At 66.2% G+C, this 20,008-nt stretch carries 19 protein-coding genes; 11 read left to right on the top strand and 8 right to left on the bottom strand.

Features of this window, described 5'->3' with window-relative positions:
* Window positions 1–35: 35 nt before the first annotated feature.
* Genes ACS0OT_RS05375 through ACS0OT_RS05360 form a run of 4 tightly spaced genes read left to right on the top strand, consistent with a single transcriptional unit; the run spans window position 36 to window position 1,807 of the window.
* On the top strand, window positions 36–215 hold the full coding sequence (locus ACS0OT_RS05375) for an Arc family DNA binding domain-containing protein (protein WP_065178114.1): 180 nt from the start codon (window positions 36–38) through the stop codon (window positions 213–215).
* Window positions 212–391: a DUF4177 domain-containing protein gene (locus ACS0OT_RS05370; protein ID WP_005415690.1), complete on the top strand. Its 180-nt coding sequence runs from the start codon at window positions 212–214 to the stop codon at window positions 389–391. The genes ACS0OT_RS05375 and ACS0OT_RS05370 overlap by 4 nt, the downstream gene beginning before the upstream one ends.
* A 3-nt stretch (window positions 392–394) precedes the next feature.
* On the top strand, window positions 395–988 hold the full coding sequence (locus ACS0OT_RS05365; RefSeq protein WP_065178115.1) for a PH domain-containing protein: 594 nt from the start codon (window positions 395–397) through the stop codon (window positions 986–988).
* 9 nt (window positions 989–997) lie between these two features.
* Entirely contained in the window at window positions 998–1,807 is an 810-nt protein-coding gene (locus tag ACS0OT_RS05360; RefSeq protein WP_164092688.1) for a M15 family metallopeptidase, read from the top strand.
* Between the two features lie 409 nt (window positions 1,808–2,216).
* Here the strand turns inward: ACS0OT_RS05360 and ACS0OT_RS05355 are convergent, their stop codons facing one another.
* From ACS0OT_RS05355 to ACS0OT_RS05340, 4 genes are all read right to left on the bottom strand, one after another.
* The gene (locus tag ACS0OT_RS05355; RefSeq protein WP_005415687.1) at window positions 2,217–2,588 is read right to left on the bottom strand and encodes a DUF423 domain-containing protein; all 372 of its coding nucleotides are present in this window, start codon (window positions 2,586–2,588) and stop codon (window positions 2,217–2,219) included.
* A gap of 105 nt (window positions 2,589–2,693) precedes the next feature.
* Window positions 2,694–3,767: an SRPBCC family protein gene (locus ACS0OT_RS05350; RefSeq protein WP_005415686.1), complete on the bottom strand. Its 1,074-nt coding sequence runs from the start codon at window positions 3,765–3,767 to the stop codon at window positions 2,694–2,696.
* Between the two features lie 234 nt (window positions 3,768–4,001).
* Window positions 4,002–4,643, bottom strand: a complete 642-nt coding sequence (locus ACS0OT_RS05345) for a response regulator (RefSeq protein WP_006424175.1) — start codon at window positions 4,641–4,643, stop codon at window positions 4,002–4,004.
* Window positions 4,643–5,839: a sensor histidine kinase gene (locus ACS0OT_RS05340; protein WP_053497662.1), complete on the bottom strand. Its 1,197-nt coding sequence runs from the start codon at window positions 5,837–5,839 to the stop codon at window positions 4,643–4,645. Before ACS0OT_RS05340 ends, ACS0OT_RS05345 begins: the two co-directional genes overlap by 1 nt.
* Before the next feature lie 151 nt (window positions 5,840–5,990).
* Between ACS0OT_RS05340 and ACS0OT_RS05335 the strand changes: the two genes are divergently transcribed.
* From ACS0OT_RS05335 to ACS0OT_RS05315, 5 genes are read left to right on the top strand one after another with little or no spacing between them, the layout of a single operon-like run.
* Window positions 5,991–6,587: a GNAT family N-acetyltransferase gene (locus ACS0OT_RS05335; protein ID WP_005415684.1), complete on the top strand. Its 597-nt coding sequence runs from the start codon at window positions 5,991–5,993 to the stop codon at window positions 6,585–6,587.
* On the top strand, window positions 6,533–7,378 hold the full coding sequence (gene minC / locus ACS0OT_RS05330; RefSeq protein ID WP_049413254.1) for a septum site-determining protein MinC: 846 nt from the start codon (window positions 6,533–6,535) through the stop codon (window positions 7,376–7,378). The genes ACS0OT_RS05335 and minC overlap by 55 nt, the downstream gene beginning before the upstream one ends.
* Window positions 7,379–7,413: 35 nt before the next feature.
* Window positions 7,414–8,223, top strand: coding sequence for a septum site-determining protein MinD (gene minD / locus ACS0OT_RS05325; RefSeq protein ID WP_005415682.1), 810 nt, complete (start codon window positions 7,414–7,416; stop codon window positions 8,221–8,223).
* Window positions 8,224–8,225: 2 nt separating this feature from the next.
* Window positions 8,226–8,486, top strand: a complete 261-nt coding sequence (gene minE / locus ACS0OT_RS05320) for a cell division topological specificity factor MinE (protein ID WP_005408532.1) — start codon at window positions 8,226–8,228, stop codon at window positions 8,484–8,486.
* A gap of 46 nt (window positions 8,487–8,532) precedes the next feature.
* Window positions 8,533–9,012, top strand: coding sequence for a hypothetical protein (locus ACS0OT_RS05315; RefSeq protein ID WP_005415681.1), 480 nt, complete (start codon window positions 8,533–8,535; stop codon window positions 9,010–9,012).
* Between the two features lie 63 nt (window positions 9,013–9,075).
* Here the strand turns inward: ACS0OT_RS05315 and ACS0OT_RS05310 are convergent, their stop codons facing one another.
* The 3 genes from ACS0OT_RS05310 to ACS0OT_RS05300 form a co-directional block, all read right to left on the bottom strand.
* Window positions 9,076–10,320 (bottom strand): DUF819 family protein, encoded by a 1,245-nt coding sequence (locus ACS0OT_RS05310; RefSeq protein WP_329889370.1) that lies wholly within the window; start codon window positions 10,318–10,320, stop codon window positions 9,076–9,078.
* A 140-nt stretch (window positions 10,321–10,460) separates the two neighbouring features.
* The gene (locus tag ACS0OT_RS05305; RefSeq protein WP_139726814.1) at window positions 10,461–12,539 is read right to left on the bottom strand and encodes an alpha/beta hydrolase family protein; all 2,079 of its coding nucleotides are present in this window, start codon (window positions 12,537–12,539) and stop codon (window positions 10,461–10,463) included.
* A gap of 233 nt (window positions 12,540–12,772) precedes the next feature.
* The gene (locus ACS0OT_RS05300) at window positions 12,773–14,737 is read right to left on the bottom strand and encodes an OPT family oligopeptide transporter (protein ID WP_049435318.1); all 1,965 of its coding nucleotides are present in this window, start codon (window positions 14,735–14,737) and stop codon (window positions 12,773–12,775) included.
* Window positions 14,738–14,936: 199 nt separating this feature from the next.
* On the opposite strand from ACS0OT_RS05300, the gene ACS0OT_RS05295 reads away from it, so the two are divergent.
* Together ACS0OT_RS05295 and ACS0OT_RS05290 are read left to right on the top strand one after the other, a co-directional pair.
* Window positions 14,937–16,085, top strand: a complete 1,149-nt coding sequence (locus ACS0OT_RS05295; protein ID WP_065178120.1) for a DUF1624 domain-containing protein — start codon at window positions 14,937–14,939, stop codon at window positions 16,083–16,085.
* Between the two features lie 79 nt (window positions 16,086–16,164).
* On the top strand, window positions 16,165–17,919 hold the full coding sequence (locus tag ACS0OT_RS05290; RefSeq protein ID WP_442256073.1) for a peptide MFS transporter: 1,755 nt from the start codon (window positions 16,165–16,167) through the stop codon (window positions 17,917–17,919).
* 56 nt (window positions 17,920–17,975) lie between these two features.
* On the opposite strand, the gene ACS0OT_RS05285 is transcribed toward ACS0OT_RS05290, so the two are convergent.
* On the bottom strand, window positions 17,976–19,964 hold the full coding sequence (locus tag ACS0OT_RS05285; protein WP_442256072.1) for an alpha/beta hydrolase family protein: 1,989 nt from the start codon (window positions 19,962–19,964) through the stop codon (window positions 17,976–17,978).
* Window positions 19,965–20,008: the final 44 nt, after the last annotated feature.

Below are 20,008 nucleotides of genomic sequence, written 5' to 3'. Positions count from 1 at the left end.
CAACGGGGCGCCCCACCGCCCCGCCAGGAGCTTGCATGAGTGAGAAGAAAGCCTATCCGCTGCGCATCAACGCCGAGGTCCTGGCCGCGGCGCAACGCTGGGCTGACGACGAGCTGCGCAGCCTCAACGCACAGATCGAATACGTGCTGCGCGACGCCCTGCGCAAGGCAGGACGCCTGCCGAAACCCACGCCATCTTCGGAGGACAAGGAATGAGCAAGCGTTGGAGCTACCAGACGATCGAGGTCAAGACGTCCATGATGGGCCTGCTCAAGGCCGAGGACATCCAGAGCGAGCTGAGCCGCCAGGGCCAACTGGGCTGGGAACTGGTCAACATCATCATCCCCGCACCGATGCGCCCGGCGATGCTGGTGTTCAAGAAGGAGGCCTGAGCCATGGGCGCCAGCGATCCGAAACAGTACGAGGTGGCCGAGAGCTCGCCGTTGCGCGTGCTGTGGATCGTGCTGCCCCTGCTCGCCGCCTTCGTGGCCTGCCTGTATGCGCAGTTGTACAAGGCGCCGGCGACGGCGCCCTGGATCGAAGTAACGCTGTCGCCACCCTGGTTCCGGATGGGCGGCAGCGCCGCCTGGAGCCTGCTGGTCATTGCAGCGCTAGGCATCGGGCTGGGCGCAGCATTCTTCCGCCGCCGGGTGGAACTGGCCGATGGCATGCTGGACGTGCGTTCGACGATGTACCGCCGCCGCGTTCCGGTGGCGCAGTTGCGGCTGGACCAGGCCGAGGTGGTCGACCTGCAGCGTGACCCCCGCTATGGCATCCGCTTCAAGACCAACGGCTACGCGATGCCGGGCTTCTATTCCGGTCACTTTCGCCTGCAGGGCGGTGGCAAGGGTTTCGCCCTGGTCACCAACCGCGCGAGCGTCCTCGCCCTGCCGGTCCGCGATGGCAGCACCCTGCTGCTCAGTCTCGATCGGCCACAGGCGCTGCTGGAAGCACTGCGCAAGGTGGCCGTGCCGGGCCCGCGGCAGTAAGCTGCGGCGATGCAACGACGCCTGCCCCTGCTGATCAATACCGAAGCCATCGAGTTGTGGCCGGCCGGCCTGCTGCGTGCGCGCAGCAATCTCGACGCGCGCCTGCTGTCACGAGCGAACTGGGTGCTGCGGCGCAAGTGCGATGGCCGTTACCTGGCGGCGGTGGTGGAACACGGCGTGCACGCCATGGTGCCGCGCCTGGCGCGCGAGCCCGGGGCCGAGGAAGCACTGGCCTTGCTGGATGCAGCTGCGGCCCGGCCGTTCGGTGCAGATCTGGAAGCGCAGTGGCTGCCCCTCGCCGGGCTGCAGCAGCGCCTGCGGCAGCTCGGCCTGGATGCGCAGCGCTATGCCGACGACAGTGGCCTGCCGCTGGAACCCGAACCGTGCCTGCTGCACTTCGCTGGCCGCGACCGCTTCGGCCGCCCGTTGTGGCTGCGCCGTGGCGCCGCGCAGGGCTGGCGACGGATGCGCCTGCACGCCGCGCAGGATGGCATCGCACTGGATGCAATCTCCGGCTTCCGCAGCCATGCCTACCAGTTGGGCATCTTCGAACGGAAGCTGGCACGCGGGCTGAGCGTGACGGAGATCCTGAAGGTGAATGCCGCGCCGGGGTTCAGTGAACACCACAGCGGCCACGCGCTGGACATCGGTACGCCGGGCGATGCCCCGGCCGAGGAATCATTTGAAGCCACCGACGCGTTCGCCTGGCTGCAGGCCCATGCCGCTGGGCACGGCTTCCGGTTGAGCTACCCGCGCGACAACCCGCACGGCATCGTCTACGAACCCTGGCACTGGTGCTGGAGACCGGCCAACGGCTGAGCCCCTCGTGACGGCCGCAGGGCGAAATTCATGGAGCTGTCCGGGCGGATTCCGCGCGCGCCCACCACGAGATGGAACAAGAAGGTAAAGACAGAAGCCGGTCGCTTCGCTCGAAGTCTCTATAAGGGATCAGCGCGCGGCTGTTGGATCCGCCTTCAAGCGAGCCGAGCACCGCAGGTCCGGCGAGGGCGAAGAGGTGCTTGCGATTCTGTAGAGCCGAGCCATGCTCGGCTGCTCTCCGCACCGCCCCTCGACGGGCCGAGGAGCACAGGGGACCGGTGCACAGCACCGGCTCGCGACCGGCGGCGCGTTTCTTTTGGTTACTTTTCTTTTCGCGCGAAAAGAAAAGTAACGCCCATGAACCATCACGATCGCATCGGCATGGATCGGAGCGACAGCCCTGCGACCCTCACCGCCTCAACGCATTGATCGCCAGCAATACCCACCCGGCCATCATGCTGGTGCCACCGATCGGCGCCATCCGTGTCGGCCACTGCCACAACGCCCCACCCACCAGGCTGCCGGAAAACAGCAGGACCCCCAGCAGCAGCACGTACAGCGCCAGGTGTGCGATCACCCCCTGCGCGCGCGGCCCAAGCGCGACCAGCACCGCGCCATGCGCGAACGCATACAGCGCCGCCATGTTCAGATGCTGCTGCGCCAACGGGTCGGCCACGCCATGCGATGCATAGGCAGACAGGCCGATCGAGACGGCAGCCAACAGCGCCCCGAGGCAGGCCAGCAGGGAAGGCTTACGTGCGCGACGTTCCAGATTGAACATGAGGGCTCCTTGCGCAGCGCCCCTTGCCGGGCGCCGGATGAAAAAAAAACGCGCCGCAATGAGCGGCGCGTTTTCGTGTCCAACACTACATGGCTCAGCCGGGGATTACTTGACGGCCCAGTAGATGTCGTAGGTACCTTCCGGGGTGAACGACTTGTCGATGCCGTCCTTCCAGGTTTCGTACGGACGGTCGATGACTTCGTTGCCCGAGGTCACGGCCCAGGCACGCAGGCCGTTGCGCGCCACGTCCAGACCCGCCATGTGGCCGGTGTAGGCCGCATGCGCCGAACGGTGCGGAGCAACGTGCACGTACTTGACCGGAGCGCCGCCGTCGATCTTGACGGTCAGCTCGTCGGCAGCAGCACCTTCGGCACCCTTCTTCTTCACCGGCTGGGCAATGTCGAAGGCGTACTTCTCCTGGCCGAAGTCGGTGGTGATGATGCGGAACGGACCGGCAGCTTCAAGGCCATTGGCCTCCATCACGCGCTTGATCCACTCCTGGTTGTCCTTGATGGACTTGGTGATGGTGTCCTGACCGCGGTCCACGTTGCCGGCGTTGACCACCAGCAGGTTCTCGGCCGGCACTTCAACGATGGCCAGGTCGGTCAGCGGGGCTTCCGGCGTGCGGTAGTCCACGTTCGGCACGGTTGCGAGCATGTTGGCCATGCGCGACAGACCCATCTTGATGTCGTCGCCGATCTGGCGGCTGACATACAGGCCGGCGTAACGGCCGAACAGGTCGAAGCCGTACTTCACCGAGTAGTCCTGGGTGATCTTGACGTTGCGACCGCCCTTGCCGGTCGGCTCCAGGTTGAAGGTGGTGACCTTGTCGTGACCCTTGGTGGCGTCCTCGATGGCGATCACAACACGCTTGTTCTCTTCGGCTTCGGTGATCTTCCAGGAACCGGTACCCAGGTCCTTGGAGGTGAAGTCGAGGGTGGCACCGACACCCGAGGCCGGGCCGGACAGCTTCAGGTCAACGGCGGGATCGCGCAGTACCAGCGGGTTCCAGTCCTTGAAGCGGCGCAGGCTGCTGACCGTGTCGTACACGATCGTCATCTTGCGGTTGGTCTCGATGCTTTCGGTGATGTGACGCTCGCCCGGCAGACATACGCCAATGATGACGAACAGGCCAGCCACGATCCCCAAGGCGATCAGGAACTCGATAATACGGGTCATTCAGAGAGTCTCCGGGGCCGATCCCACGGCCGGGTTGATTGAAGCGAAGCGCCAATCCTAGCAGGCTTCGCGGGCATTGTTTATCGGGATTGGCGCACCGGTTTCCCTGCCGGCTGCGTATTTGTATGGACAAAGGATTCGAAGGGTAACGCATACCGCTACCCGGCAAGTAGGGGTCAACCCTGGCGGAAACCCCCGGCCACGACCCAAGTCTTTGTACTTGAAAGATTTTTCTTATACCAGCTGGAGTTCGAAGGCCTTCAATACGGCACGCGTACGGTCGCGCACACCCAGCTTGGAAAGGATGTTGGACACGTGGTTCTTGATGGTGCCCTCGGCGACGCCCAGCGAATTGGCGATCTCCTTGTTGGAGAAGCCGCTGGCCATCAGCCGCAGGATCTCGGTCTCGCGGTCGGTCAGCGGGTCCGGGCGGTCCAGGCTGACGAATTCATTGCGCATGTGCTCCAGGCCGGACAGCAGGCGCTGGGTTACCGCAGGCTGCACCAGCGATCCCCCGTCGGCCACGGTGCGGATGGCACCGACCAGCTGTGCCAGGGTGACGTCCTTGAGCAGGTAGCCCTTGGCACCGGCCTTGAGCCCGGCCAGCACCAGCTGATCGTCGTCGAAGGTAGTGAGGATGATGGTCGGCGGCAGCTGTTCCTGCCTCGACAGCACCTGCAGGGCCTCCAGCCCCGACATCACCGGCATGCGCATGTCCATCAGCACCACGTCGGGGCGTACTTGGGGGATCAGCTCGACCGCCTGCCGGCCGTCGCCGGCCTCGGCCACCACCTCGATGCCGTCGTCGAGCGCCAGCAGGGAGCGGATTCCCTGCCGCACCAGGGTTTGGTCGTCGACCAGGCAGACGCGAATCATCAACGCACTCCTTCAGGAACCTTGGTAAGGGCCGCCACCAGCACCGTTGCCGGCACCGTCGCCCGCAGCCGGAAACCCTCACCGGGGCGGGTTTCGATCTGCAGCTGGCCACCACATTGTTGCAGGCGCTCGCGCATGCCGCGCAAGCCATTGCCCACATTGACCATATCCGCGCCGACACCGTCGTCGCGGGCCTCGACCACCACCCGATCGGGGGCTTCACGGTACACCTTGATCCACAGGTGGCGGGCACTGGCATGGCGCACCGCGTTGGTGATGATCTCCTGGGTGCAGCGCAGCAGTACGTGGGCCCGCTGCGGGTCCTCCACGTTCAGCGGATCCTCGATCTCCAGCTGGATGTCCAGCGAGGGCACGTTCTCGGTCAGCGGGCGCAGCGCCGCAGCCAGATCGATCGCGCCGGTCTCGCGCAGCTGGCTCACCACCTCGCGCACATTGCCCAGCAGCAGCTTGGCCAGCGCGTGCGAGCGCTTCACGTGGTCGAGGGCCTGGCCCTCGGCCAGGTGCCCGGCGACCTCCAGGTTCAGGGTCAGCGCGGTCAGCTGGTGGCCCAGCAGGTCATGCAGTTCGCGCGAAATGCGGGTGCGCTCGTTGACCCGCGCGCTCTCGGCCAGCAGGGCGCGGGTGGCGCGCAGCTCTGAATTGAGCCGGCGCTGCTCGTCGCGGGCCTCGGTCTGCTGACGCGCAACCAGGCTGGTCACGAAGATGAACATGGAGAAGCCGCCGTAAAGCAGCGACTGCATCACCGCTTCGAACAGCGGGAAGCGCAGCAGCATGTAGTAGACCGGAGCCACGGCCAGCTGGCTCACCAGCAGCCACAGCACCCCCAGCCGTACCGACAGCATCCACGGAATGACCCCGGCGGCCACCATCATCAGGATGCTGCCCAGGCCCGACCCGCTGAGGAAGCTGACCCCCAGCGCCGAGACCGTCAGCAACAGCAGCAGGCTGCGGTCCAGCCAGCTGGTGTGGCTGTCGCTGCGCAGGATGCGGGTCAGCCAGTAGTAGGCCGTGCCGAAGGACAGGTAGGCAACGAACAGCAGGATCGCCCAGCCGCCCATGTCAGCGCGGCTGTGCAGGTTCTCGAACTGCGAGTACGCCAGCGGCAGGCCGACCATGACCCAGGTGAACAGGCCGGCCAGGCGGAGGACGCGGGTATGGCTGAGGACTCCCAACATGCCAGCACTCTACGGGCCCGGCCTGCGTCGCGCACTCCCACGGAAGTCATGCCCCTGCAGTCGCCTGTTCATGCCGCAGCCCACCCCGGGCATGCAATAATCGTGCGCAGGGTCCCTTGATGGACCAACCGCGTTACCCCACGGAGTCACAATGTCGATTGTCATCCGCGACGTGCGCGAGCACGAGCTCGATTCCGTCCTGGCTTTGAACAACAATGCTGGCCTGGCCATCCTTCCCCTGGATGCGGCTCGCCTGCGCCTGTTCTATGAAACCGCTGAATACTTCCGCGTCGCCGAGCGCGACGGCAACCTGGCCGGCTTCCTGATCGGCTTTGGCAGCGACAGCCAGCACGACAGCAGCAATTTCGCCTGGTTCAAGCAGCAGCTGGACACCCCGTTCTTCTATATCGACCGCATCGTGGTCGCCAGCCGCCGTCGTGGCGGCGGCGTCGGCCGTGCGTTCTATGCCGACGCGCAGAGCTTCGCCGAACTGCGCTACCCGCAGATGACCTGCGAAGTCTTCCTCGACCATGGCGCCGATGCCGCCCTGCTCTTCCACGGCAGCTTCGGCTTCCGCGAGCTGGGCCAGAACACGATGCCGCAGGTCGATGTGCGCGCCAGCATGCTGGCCAAGGAACTGTGCAGCTACCCCTGGGTCAAGGAGACCTACGGCGGCAAGCTGCCGGATGTGGCATGGACACGCGCACGGCAGCTGCCGGCGCAGGCACAGCGGCCGACGGGGACCTGAGCGTGGCGGTGAATTTCGATTACGAACAGGCCGGTGAACTGAAGATCGGCCAGGTGGGCATCGCCAACCTGCGCATCCGTACCCTTGATGTCGAACGCCTCGTGCAGGAAATGCGCGAGCGCGTGACCCGCGCCCCGAAGCTGTTCGGCCGCGCCGCGGTGATCCTCGACTTCGGCGGCCTGAGCCAGGTGCCGGATGTGGCCACCGCGCAGGCGCTGGTCGATGGCCTGCGCAGCGCCGGCGTGCTGCCGGTGGCGCTTGCCTATGGCACCAGCGCGATCGACCTGCTCTCGCAGCAGCTCGGCCTGCCGCTGCTGGCCAAGTTCCGAGCGCAGTACGAGCGTGCCGAGGCCGAACCGGCCCCGCCGCCGCCTGCACCGGAGCCGCGCCGCGCAGCCCGTGCCGAACCGAAGCCGGCCCCGGCAACGCCGGTGGCCAAGGTGGCCGACGCGGCTGCACCAAAGCCGGGCCGCATGCAGCTGGGCAACGTGCGTTCGGGCCAGCAGCTGTACGCGGAGAACTGCGACCTGACCGTGATGGCCACCGTCGGCGCCGGCGCCGAGGTCATTGCCGATGGCAGCATCCACATCTACGGCACCCTGCGCGGCCGCGCGCTGGCAGGGGCCCAGGGCAACACTGCGGCACGCATTTTCTGCCGTGATTTCCATGCGGAACTGGTCGCCATTGCCGGCCATTACAAGGTACTGGACGATGTCCCGGACAACCTGCGCGGCAAGGCCGTGCAGGTCTGGCTGGAACAGGACCAGATCAAGATCGCTGCGCTGGACTGACGCAGCCCCCAAACAGAATCATCAGGAGAAGTCCTTTGGCTGAAATCATCGTAGTCACCTCCGGCAAGGGCGGCGTCGGCAAGACCACTTCCAGCGCGAGCCTGGCCTGCGGCCTGGCGCGGCGCGGCAAGAAGGTGGCGGTGATCGACTTCGACGTCGGCCTGCGCAACCTCGACCTGATCATGGGCTGCGAACGCCGCGTGGTGTATGACTTCGTCAACGTCGTGCACGGCGAAGCCACCCTCAAGCAGGCCCTGATCAAGGACAAGCGCTTTGACAACCTGTACGTGCTGGCCGCCTCGCAGACCCGCGACAAGGACGCACTGACCCAGGAAGGCGTGGGCAAGGTTCTGAAGGACCTGGCCGCCGACGGTTTCGACTACATCATCTGCGACTCCCCGGCCGGCATCGAGAAGGGTGCCTTCCTGGCGATGTATTTCGCCGATCGTGCGGTGGTGGTGGTGAACCCGGAAGTGTCGTCGGTGCGCGACTCCGACCGCATCATCGGCCTGCTCGACTCGAAGACCCACAAGGCCGAGTCCGGCCAGGACGTGCCGGCCTTCCTGCTGCTGACCCGCTACACCCCGCTGCGCGTGGAAAGCGGCGAGATGCTGAGCATCGCCGACGTCGAGGAAGTGCTCGGCCTGAAGGCGATCGGCGTGATTCCGGAATCGGGCGACGTGCTCAACGCCTCCAACAAGGGCGAGCCGGTCATCCTGGATGTCGAATCCGCTGCCGGCCAGGCCTATGAAGACGCCGTCGCGCGCATCCTCGGCGAAGAACGCCCGATGCGCTTCACCAACGTCGAGAAGAAGGGCTTCTTCAGCAAGCTGTTCGGAGGGTAAGCATGGGCCTGTTTGATTTCCTCAAAGCGAAGAAGACCACCGCCGAAACCGCCAAGAACCGCCTGCAGATCATCATCGCGCAGGAACGCAGCCACCGTGGTGGCCCGGACTACCTGCCGCTGCTGCAGCGCGAGCTGCTGGAAGTGATCAAGAAGTACGTGAACATCGACGTCGATGCGGTGAAGGTCGACCTGGTAAAGGATGGCCAGCACGACGTGCTGGACATTTCCGTGGCGCTGCCCGAAGGTCCGGACAAGCCCTGATCCCCTGCCCCGCCCGTGCCTGCATGGGCGGGGCTGTCTGACCCGCATGACCGATACGACAACCGCCGTGGACATCACCTGCGTGGGCGACATCGCCTTCGCCGACGCGCAGCGCCTGCTCGCCGCGCATGGCCTTCGGCTGCACCACGTGGCGCCCGGCGAACCGATTCCCGGCAGTTACTGGGGCGAGCCAGAGGCCGGCATCATCGCCAGCAACGTGTACGTACGCGATGACACGCCCGTGCACTCGATGCTGCATGAGGCCTGCCACCTGATCGTACTGCCGCCGGAACGGCGTGCGCAGGTGCACACCGATGCCACCGACTCGGTGGCCGAGGAAGACGCGACCTGCTACCTGCAGATCGTGCTGGCCGGGCAGCTGCCCGGTGTCGGCAGCCAGCGGCTGATGGCCGACATGGATGCGTGGGGATATACGTATCGGCTGGGATCTACCCAGGCGTGGTTTGAACAGGACGCCGAAGACGCGAAGGCGTGGTTGATCGAACGCGGCTTGCCGGTGGCGTGATTCACCGGGAACCGGGGTCAGATCCTTTTTGCGTCGCAAAAGGGATCTGACCCCATCACCGTATCAGCCCTGCCCGGCCAGCGCGCGCAGGGTGATGCCGACGATGTAGGCCAGGTACGTGCCGGTGGCATAGCCCATCGTCCCCAGCAGCACGCCGACCGGCGCCAGGGCCGGATGGAACGCCGCGGCCACCACCGGCGCCGAGGCTGGGCCACCGATGTTCGACTGCGAACCGATGGCGAAATAGAAGAACGGTACCTTCAGCAGCTTGCCCAGGCACCACAGCAGCACGATGTGCACGCTGATCCAGATGATGCCCAGCAGGAACAGCCACGGGCGGTCCAGCAGCGCCAGCAGATCCATCTGCATGCCGATGCAGGCGATCAGGAAGTACAGCAGCAGCGAGCCCAGGCGCGATGCGCCCGCGCCTTCCAGGTTGCGCGCACGGGTGAAACTCAGGCTGAGGCCGAGCGTGGTCGACAGCACCACCACCCACACGAACGGCGCGTCCAGGCTGAACTGCGCAGCCCAGCTGACATTCGCCTTGAACCACGCCGCCAGCGGTGCGCCAATGGCGTGAGCCAGGCCGACACCGCCGAAGGCCACCGCCACGATCAGCATCAGGTCGGTCAGGCTGGGAATGCGTTCGTGTTCGGCCTGGAAGCGCGCGATGCGCTCCTTCAGCTCATCGATGGCCGAGGTATCGGCGCCACTGCGCGCGTCGATCTTCGCCGCGCGCCCGGCCAGGAAGATCAGCGCGGCCATCCATACGTAGCCGACCCCGACGTCGACCACCGCGAACTGTCCGAAGGTGGTCGCATTGACGTCGAACACTTCACGCATCGCCAGCATGTTGGCGCCGCCGCCGATCCAGCTGCCCGCCAGCGCGGCCATGCCGGCCCAGGTGTCTCCGGCCACGGTTTCCGGATGCACGGCACGCATCAGCAGGAACGCCACCACCGCACCGAGCATGATGCTGGCCGAGGCACCCAGGTACATCAGCACCAGCTTCGGGCCAAGCCGCAGGATGCCCTTGATGTCGACCGCAAGGGTCAGCAGGATCAGCGCCGCCGGCAGCAGGATGTCGCGCGCGATCGGGTTGTAGAGCCGGGTGTTCTGCCCGTTGATCAGGCCCACAGTGTTGTAGATGCCGGGAATCAGGTAACACAGCAGCAGTGCCGGCACGAAGGTGTAGACGCGCTTCCACAGGCCCTGCTCTCGCGAGGCGGTCCAGAACACGGCGCCAAGGGTGGCGGCAATCAAACCGAAGACGACGATGTCGTTCTGGATCAGGGCAGTCGAAGGCATGCAGGCGCTCTGGTAGAGCCGGCCGCTGGCCGGCTGCTGTTGGCGGCAGATCCGGAAGGTGCACCGACCAACGGTCGGCACCCACCGGTAAAGCAGAGGGTGAAACAAAAGCGCCGCCCCGAAGGGCGGCGCTGCAATCATCAATTGCCGATGTGCTGCTTCAGCCAGGCATTGACGGTGTCATGCCACAGGATGCTGTTGTTCGGCTTCAGCACCCAGTGGTTTTCATCCGGGAAGTACAGGAACTTCGATTCGATGCCCTGGCGCTGGGCGGCGGTGAACGCGGCCAGGCCCTGCTCGACCGGAATGCGGAAGTCCTGCTGGCCGTGGATGACCAGGATCGGCTTCTTCCAGTCCGCCACGTGGTTGACCGGGTTGAACTTCTCGTAGTTGGCGGCCTTCTGGTACGGCGTGCCGCCCTGCTCCCACTCGGTGAACCACAGTTCTTCGGTGGCGTAGCCCATCATGCGCTGGTCGAACACGCCGTCGTGGTTGACCAGGCACTTGAACGGGCCGTTCCAGTTGCCGGCGATCCAGTTGACCATGAAGCCGCCGTAGCTGGCGCCCAGCGCGCAGGCCTTGTCACCGTTGAGGAAGGAATACTTCTTCAGTGCCGCATCCCAGCCCTTCTGCAGGTCTTCCAGCGGGCGGTCGCCCCAGTGCTGGCTGATCGCATCGGTGAATGCCTGGCCATAGCCGGTGGAGCCGTGGAAGTCGATCATCACCACCGCGTAGCCCTGGCCCGCGTAGGTCTGCGGGTTCCAGCGGTAGCTCCAGCCATTGCCGAAGCTGCCCTGCGGGCCGCCGTGGATCAGGAACGCCACCGGGTAGGACTTGCCTTCCTGGTAGTTGTGCGGCTTGACCACGTAGCCGTGCACGGTGTCGTTGTTCCAGCCCTTGAACTCGAACTGCTCGTAGTCGCCGAAGGACACGTCCTTCAGCACCTCGCCTGCGGCCGGGGTCAGCGCGCGCAGTTCGCCGATGGCTTCGCCCGCGGCCGGCAGCAGGCCGACCAGCACCTGGTCGTTGCTCTTCAGGCTGTTGCGGGTGATCGCCACGCTGTTGCCGGCCACGTCGACCGCGGTCACGCTGCCGTCGCCGATCAGCTTGGTGGCCTTGCCGCTGGCCACGTCGATCTGGAACAGCGGGTGTTCGCCGAGGTCGTCGGCGGTGGTGTAGATGCTGGCGCCGTCGGCGGACAGGGTGATGCCACCGGCCGAACGATCCCACCGCGGGGCAATCTCGCGGGTCTTGCCGCTGGCAACGTCCATCGCCATCAGGCCGAAGCGGTCGGCCTCGAAGCCCGGGCGCTTCATCGCGCGGTAGAACAGCGTCTTGCCGTCGGCACTGAACACCGGGCCGGCATCCCAGGCCGGGTTGGAGGCCGTCAGGTTGACCGGCGCCTGCTTGCCGGCGGCGTCGAAGCGGTACAGGTCGAAGTTGGTCGACCACGGCTCCTGCTTGCCGGCCACGCGGATGCTGGCCACCACGCTGGCGCCGTCCGGCGACCAAACGAAGTCGTCATTGCCGCCGAACGGCTTGGACGGCGCATCACCATCGATGGTCGCGCTCAGCGCCGAAGCGCCCTTGACTGCACCGGCCTTGGCTGCCGGCAGCGGAGCGACGAACAGGGTGTTGCGGCGACCGTCGTTCCAGGTGTCCCAATGGCGCACGAACAGCGAATCCCACACCTGGCCGCTGGCTTTGGCGTCCTTCTTTTCCTTCAGCTTCTTCTCGGTGCAGGCCAGGTCCGAGGCGCAGGCCTGGAACACGCCGGCGCTGAACAACACGCGGTCGTCCTGCGGCGACACACGGTAGCTGTCCACGTCGACCGGGAAGTCGGTCAGCTGGCGCGGGGTGCCGCCGCTGATCGGCTGCGCGTACAGCTGCTGGCTGCCGTTCCTGGCACTGAGGAAATACACGGTCTGGCCATCGGCCGACAGCGAAGCGGAATTGACGTTCCAGCCGGCCGGGGTGATCTGCTTCGGCGGCGCTGCGTCGCGGGTGCGCAGGTTGCGCGCGTACAGCGCGGTGGAGGCCTTGAGATTGGCATCCACGCTGCGCTTGGCGAACACCACGGTGCCGCCGTCAGCGGTCAATACCGGCGCGGAGACGCGGTCCATGGCCACCATGTCGCGGACTTCCAGGCCACGGGCAGCGGCGACGCTGGGCAGGGCGGCCAGCAGGCTCAGTGGCAGCAGGGCATGACGCAGTTTCATCGGGGTCTCCGCAGGACGGCAAAAAACCGATGGTAGGCCCGCATGGCCGGGGCTGCCAAGGCCATCGGTCATGGCTGCAGGCGGGCAATCGCCAGAAACAGCAAACCCCGCCGAAGCGGGGTTTGTGGGGACGCCGGGGTCGGATCCGATTCCGGCGGAATCGGCTCTGACCCCAGACGCCGTCAGCGCGGGGTCGGAGCCCTTCCCTGCGGGAAGGCGTCCGACCCCATTGCTTACGCCTTGGCGTACTTGCCGGTGCGGTAGATCAGCCAGCCGACCAGGAACAGCACGGCCAGGCCGATCCACTGTGCGCCCGGCAGGTGGAACGGCACCGCCAGCACGTCGGCGCGGCTGCTGACCACGATCGGAATCGCGATGGCGATGCCCATCAGTGCCTCACCGGTGATCAGGCCGGCGGCAAACAGCACGCCCGGCTTGTGCACGCGGTCGCGGCCTTCTTCGTCATCGGCGCGCACCTTGTGGAAGCGCTCGACCAGATGGGCGATCAGGCCGCCGAGGAAGATCGGCACCATCAGTTCCAGCGGCAGGTAGATGCCGATGGCGGCAGCCAGCACCGGCACGCGGAAGCGCGCGTTGCGCGACTTCAGCCAGCTGTCGAAGGCGATGATGGCAGCGCCGACCACAGCACCGATGCCGATGAAGGTCCACGGCAGTTCACCACCGAACAGGCCCTTGGCCACCGAGGCCATCAGGTTGGCCTGCGGCGCAGCCAGCGCGTTCGGGTGCAGCTCGGACTTCACGCCGATGCCGTAGGCAGTGGCCAGCAGGTTCAGTACCGGGGCCATGATCAGCGCGCACGAGAACGCACCGATGCCCAGCATCAGCTGCTGCTTCCACGGGGTGGCACCGACGATGTAACCGGCCTTGAGGTCCTGCAGGTTGTCACCACCGACCGCAGCGGCACAGCACACCACCGCACCAATCATGATCGCGGCCACCGCGCCCAGCGGCGCCCCGCCGGCACCGACCGGCTTGAGGCCGTCAGCGCCCAGCAGCACGACCAGCACGGCCGAGGCGAACAGGATGGTGGAGATGGTGATGCCCGAGACCGGATTGTTGGACGAACCGATCAGGCCGGCCAGGTAGGCCGAGACCGAGACGAACAGGAAGCCGGCGACGATCATGATGAGGGTCATCGGGATCGACACGTGCCACTGGCCGACGATGGCCTGATACAGGGCCAGCAGCGGCAGCACGAACGCCACCAGGGCGACCAGCATCCACTTCATCGGCAGGTCGCGCTCGGTATGCGCCAGCACCGGGCCACCACTCTTGCGGGCCGCGGCGAAACCGCTCTTGACGCCGTTGAGCAGCGACTTGCGCAGCGAGATCAGGGTCCAGATGCCACCGATCAGCATCGCACCAACGCCCAGGTAGCGCATCTTCGCGCCCCAGATGGCGAACGCGGCCTCGGTGGAGGAAGCCGCAGCAACCGACGCGGCCAATGCCGGATCGGTGTTCATGAAGAACGCCTGGTAGATCGGAATGGCGATGTGCCAGGTCAGGATCGAGCCGGATACCACCACGATGCCGACGTTGAGGCCGACGATGTAGCCCACGCCCAGCAGTGCAGGCGACAGGTTGGTGCCGATGAAGGCGGTGACCTTGGAGCTGCCGACATAGGCCGAGGTGGCCCAGGCGTCCGGGATCAGGCGCATGCCGCTCTCCGCAGCCAGCTTGACGAAGGCGCCGATCACCGCCGACAGGCCGAGGATCTTCAGGCCCGGACCCGGGTTCTCACCGGCCTTGAGCACTTCCGCCGCCGCCTTGCCTTCCGGGAACGGCAGCGGGTCTTCAACGATCATCGAACGGCGCAGCGGCACCGAGAACAGCACGCCCAGCAGGCCGCCCAGGCCGGCGATGCCCAGCACCCACCAGTACTTGAAGTCCGGCCAGTAGCCCATGATCACCAGCGCGGGGATGGTGAAGATCACACCGGCGGCGATCGACGAGCCGGCCGAGGCGCCGGTCTGCACGATGTTGTTCTCGAGGATGGAACCACCGCCCAGCAGGCGCAGCACGCCCATGGAAATCACCGCGGCGGGAATGGCGGTGGCGATGGTCAGGCCTGCGAACAGGCCGAGGTAGGCGTTTGCGGCCGACAGCACCACCGCCAGCACGATGGCCAGGGCCACTGCGCGGAAGGTGAGCTGCTTGGGCGCAGCGTCGTGGTTCATGGAAGCCCCTGCTGGCAAAAAATCCCTGTCACGCTAGCGTTCAGGACAGATCAAGTCCAGCGTGCCAAAGGATGGGGCAGCCGCCACAGCGCAATGAGGCTGTGCGTGAAGCCGGAATCGGCAGACACGGCAAAGTCCGGCTGGGATCACCTGAATTGATATGTTATATCTTAATACTACCCTGTAGCTTCCGCATCGCATGCCCCCTTCCCCCTCCTCTCGCCTGGCCTCCATCGACCAGCTGCGCGGCACCGTGATGCTGCTGATGCTGCTGGACCACGTGCGCGAGACCTTCTTCCTGCAGCACCAGGTGAGCGACCCGATGGACGCAGCCACGGTCTCCCCTGCGCTGTTCGCCTGCCGTCTGCTGGCCCACCTGTGCGCACCCGTGTTCGTCCTGTTGACCGGCCTGTCGGCCTGGCTGTACGGCCAGCGCCAGCCGGATCCGCGCCGGGCCACGGCCGCCTTCCTGCTCAAGCGCGGGTTGTTCCTGGTGGTGCTGGAACTGACCCTGGTGAACTTCGCCTGGACCTTCCAGCTGCCGCCGCACACGCTGTACCTGCAGGTGATCTGGGCCATCGGGCTGAGCATGATCGCGCTGGCCGGCCTGCTGTGGCTGCCACGCCCGGCCCTGCTGATGCTGGCAATCGCGGTGGTGGCCGGGCACAACCTGTTCGACGGCCTTCGGGTGCAAGGCAATGGCCTGCTGGCGGTGCTGTGGAAAGTACTGCACCAGCGCGACTGGATCGAGGCTGGCACGCTGCGCCTGCGCACCTCCTATCCGGTACTGCCGTGGATCGGGGTGATTGCGCTGGGTTATCTGATGGGGCCCTGGTTTGGCCGCGCGCGCGCGCCGGAGCAGCGCCAGCGCTGGCTGCTGTGGGCAGGCGTCAGCGCGCTGGCCCTGTTCGCATTGCTGCGGTTGGCCAACCAGTACGGGGATGCACCGTGGCAGTACCAGGCCACCACGCTGCGTACCTGGCTGAGCATCTTCAACGTCACCAAGTACCCGCCGTCCTTGCAGTTCCTGCTGCTGACCCTGGGCGTGGGAGTGTTGCTGCTGCGGCTGTACGAATGGCCGCCGCTGGCGCGGGCACTGCAGCCGCTGGCCGATATCGGCGCTGCGCCGATGTTCTTCTACCTGCTGCACCTGTACTTACTGAAGGGGCTGTACCTGGCCGCGTTGGCGGCCTGGGGGCCGACCCATGGCGAGCTGTATGCCCTGGATTCGGTCAGCGGCCTGCTGCTGGTGGCCTGTGCGCTGGCGGTGGTGCTGTACCCGCCGACGCGGGCCTTCGCGCGGTTCAAAGCGCGAAGGCGCGATCTGCCGTGGTTGCGATACCTGTGATCGCCCAGGCCAGTCCGGCAATCCACGCATGGCGTGGATCTACTGAAAGCGGATCAGGTCACAGGCCTATAATTCCGCGATGAATTCCACCGCTATCGCTTCCGACGACTTCCTGGGCCATCCCAAGGGCGTCTACGTCTGCTTCTTCACCGAAATGTGGGAGCGCTTCTCCTTCTACGGCATGAAGGCGCTGCTGCTGCTGTACCTGACCAAGTACCACCTGTTCGGCGACAAGGCCGGCCTGGACCTGCTCGGCGCCTACGGCGGCCTGGTGTACTGCATCCCGGTGTTCGGTGGCATGCTGGCCGACCGCTGGCTGGGCATGCGCCGGGCAGTGCTGTTCGGCGGCATCCTGCTGGTGCTGGGCCACCTCGGCATGGCCTTCGAGGGCCACGCCGCGTACCGGGTGAACGGCGAAGTGGTGCGCGACACCTCCGCACTGGCGGTGACCTACCTGTCCCTGGCGCTGATCATCATGGGCGTCGGCTTCCTGAAGCCAAACATCTCCACCATCGTCGGCAAGCTGTACGCCAAGGACGACCCCCGTCGCGACTCGGGCTTCTCGCTGTTCTACGCCGGCATCAACCTCGGCGCGCTGTTCTCTTCGCTGGTGTGTGGCTTCCTCGGTGAGGCCTACGGCTGGAAGTACGGGTTCGGCGCCGCCGGTATCGGCATGCTGGCCGGTCTGGCGATGTTCCTGTGGGGCCAGAAGTACCTGCAGGGCCACGCCGAACCACCGCAACCGGCCGCGCTGAAGCAGAAGGTGCTGGGCCTGCCACGCGAATGGTTCATCTATCTGTGCGCGGTGCTCGGTGTGCTGCCGGTGGCGTGGCTGATGTGGGCCGCGGGCAACGGCGCGTTCGCGCTGGGCGGTGAAATCAGCCTGGCGCTGATGCTGATGCTGGTGGTGCTCGGCGGCGTACTGGTCTGGTTCGCTTGGTTCACCGGCACGAAATGCACGCCGGTGCAGCGCCAGCAGATGATCGCGCTGATGGTGCTGATCTTCATGGCGCTGGTGTTCTTCACGATGTACGAGCAGTCCTACGGCTCGTGGGTGACCTTCACCGACCGCCTGTTGACCAAGGACATCGTGCCCTCGCTGGTGATCACCGGCGGCACGCCGCTGCCGTGGTCGATCATCTCGCTGCTGCTGGCACCGCTGGGCTTCGTGATCAGCGCGCGGTTGTCCGAGCGCCGCCCGGGCTCGTCTGCGCCGCGCACGTTCTTCGCCGCCATTGTCGTGCTGATGCTGGTGCTGCTGGTGCGCGACTGCCTGGTGATCCCGCAGACCGCCGGCTCGCTCACCTATCTCGGCGGCCTGTTCCTGGTGCTGCTGGCGCCGGCATTCGCCGCGCTGTGGACGTGGATGGACCGCCGCGGCTGGGAGCCGGGCAAGCCGGTGAAGTCGGCCTGGGGCCTGGTGATCGGCGCACTGTCGTTCTTGCCGCTGGCACTGGCGGCGCAGCAGGTGGGCGCCACCGGCGAGATGGCCAGCGTCTGGTGGCTGGTGCTGGCCTACTTCCTGCTCGCCAGCGGCGAGATGTGCCTGTCGCCGGTCGGCCTGTCGGCAGTGACCCAGCTGGCCGTGCCGCGGGTGATGAGCCTGATGATGGGCACCTGGTTCCTGGCCACCGCATTCTCGGAGACGCTGGCCGCGCTGTTCGGCAAACTGGCCGCGATCGAGGTGCCGGAAGGCGAATCGCTGGACATGGTGGCCGCAGCCGGCGCCTACGCGCACCTGTTCTGGCTGCTGATGTGGATCGGCCTGGGTTGCGCACTGGCGGCCTTCATCGCCGCACCGCTGCTGAAGAAGATGATGCACGGGGTGAAGTAAACCCCGCGCTTGCGGAAAACCAGGGCGGCGGAACGTTCATCCGCCGCCCTGTCAGCTCAGGGCGCCTTGTCCTTGCCGGTCGCAGGCGCGGTCGTCGCAGTCTTGCCACCCAGGCTGCGCGCCAGGAAGGCGAGCAACTTGTCGTAGTACTCGCTGCGATGGGCCTCGGTGTAGAAGCCGTGGCCTTCGGTCTTGTAGTACAGGCTTTCCACCGGCGTGCCGGCGCGCTTGAGCGCCGCTTCCATGCGTTCGGTGTGCTGGATCGGCGCGCGCTTGTCCTCGCCACCGGCGGCCAGGAACACCGGCACCTTGATCCGTTCGGCCAGGTTCACCGGCGACACCGCACCCAGCTTGGCCGGATCCCCCAGCCATTCGCGCAGATAGGTCACGCCTGAACCCCGGTCCTGGATGTCGCCGCGGGTGTACATCATCGGCAGGTCGTAAACCCCGACATAGCCCGCCGCGCACTGATACAACCCGGGTTCGCGGGCGGCACCCATCATCGCCGAGTAGGCCCCGTAGCTGGCGCCGTAGATACAGATGCGACGGCCGTCGGCGATGCCTTCGCTGATTGCCCAGCGGGTGGCATCAGTGACATCGTCCTGCATTGCCGCGCCCCACTGCTGCGCACCGGCCTGGGTGTGGGCCCGGCCGTAGTTGCCCGAACCACGGAAGTTGACCTGCAGCACGGCATAACCGGCCGCGGCCAGCATCTGCGTTTCGCGGTCGTACTGGCCGGAATCGAAGATGTCGAACGGGCCGCCATGCGGCATCACCACCATCGGCAGGTTGCGCCCGTCGCTGCCGGCCGGCAGGGTCAAGAAGCCATGCAGCGGCAGCCCGTCGCGCGCCTTCAGTGCAATCGGCTTCACGCTGGCGCTACGGTCCACGTCGATCCAGTCGCTGCGGCTGATCAGGTGATCGGCCTTGCGCGCCACCGTGTCGTACACATAGAAATCGCCTGGGTTCGAGCCCGACCAGGTTTCCACCAGCACGACACGGCCATCGCGGGTGCTGGAGGTGATGTAGACGGGCCCTCCGAAGGCGGCTTCCAGGCTGCGGTACAGGCGCGCATCGGCCGAGCCTTCATCGAAGAAGCGCGTGCGCGGTTTGTCACCCAGGTACAGCGCGCCTACCGGCACATGGGTGCCGGGCCGGTGGATGATGCGGTACGGATTGACCACCTCGTCGCGCAGAAGCGTCGCGCGTTCGCCGGTCTGCGGGTTCCAGCTGACGATCGCATCCGGGCCCTGGGTCTGCTCGACGTTGAGGTAGGCCAAGCTGTCATCGGCCGAGAAGCCGAGGGCGGTTTCGATGCGCTTGCTGACCGCCTCGTCGTTGATCAGCTTCCAGGTGTCGCCGCTGCGTTCGCGGAAATACAGCTTGTTGATGTTGTCGCTGCCCGAGCCGTGCACGAAGCGGACCTCGCCGGCGCCATCGGTGGTGAATTCGCCGCGCCGTACCGGCGAAGATGCCACCCGCGCACGGCGGCCCGTGGTCACATCCATGCGATCGACGCGGGTAAACGGGTCCTCGGCCAGCGGCCATACGGTCACCAGCACGTTGCGCTCGTCGCCCGGCAGGTCGTCGGCCAGGAAGGCGGCCACTGCTTCGACTTTCTTCGGCTGGATGCGGGTCCCCGGGCCCTTGCTTTCGACGCGATAGCCGACCAGCAGCTCGCCACGGTTGCCGTTGGCGTCGACGGCATAGAGTTCGCCGGTGGGATTGGGTTGGTCGAGCGAGCCCCACTTCTGGGCCAGGCCGATCAACAGGCGTTCGTTGCTGACCCAGTCGAATTCCTGCGCGTGGTTGCGGCTGGGTGGCCAGAAACTGCCGACCAGCTGCTTGTCCTTCAACCGCAGGATCGCGATCGCGGTGCTGTCCTCTCTCGGAACCGTTGCCGCTACGTACTCGCCCCCCGGCGAAATCTTGATGTCGGTGAAGGTCTCCCGACGCAGGTACTGCGTCAGATCCACCGCCCCCGCGCTGCCTGCGGCAACGCCCCCGATGACGGCCAGCGCGGCCGCCAGAATGGTCTTGTGCATCCTTCCCCTGCTCCTGTGGACACCTTGTCCTGGTGGCCGATTCT

This window comes from Stenotrophomonas maltophilia group sp. RY12688 (assembly GCF_052149045.1).
Taxonomy (GTDB): Bacteria; Pseudomonadota; Gammaproteobacteria; order Xanthomonadales; family Xanthomonadaceae; genus Stenotrophomonas; species Stenotrophomonas sepilia.
The sequence above is the reverse complement of the archived record's forward strand: the minus strand, read 5'-3'. Positions and strand labels throughout refer to the sequence as shown.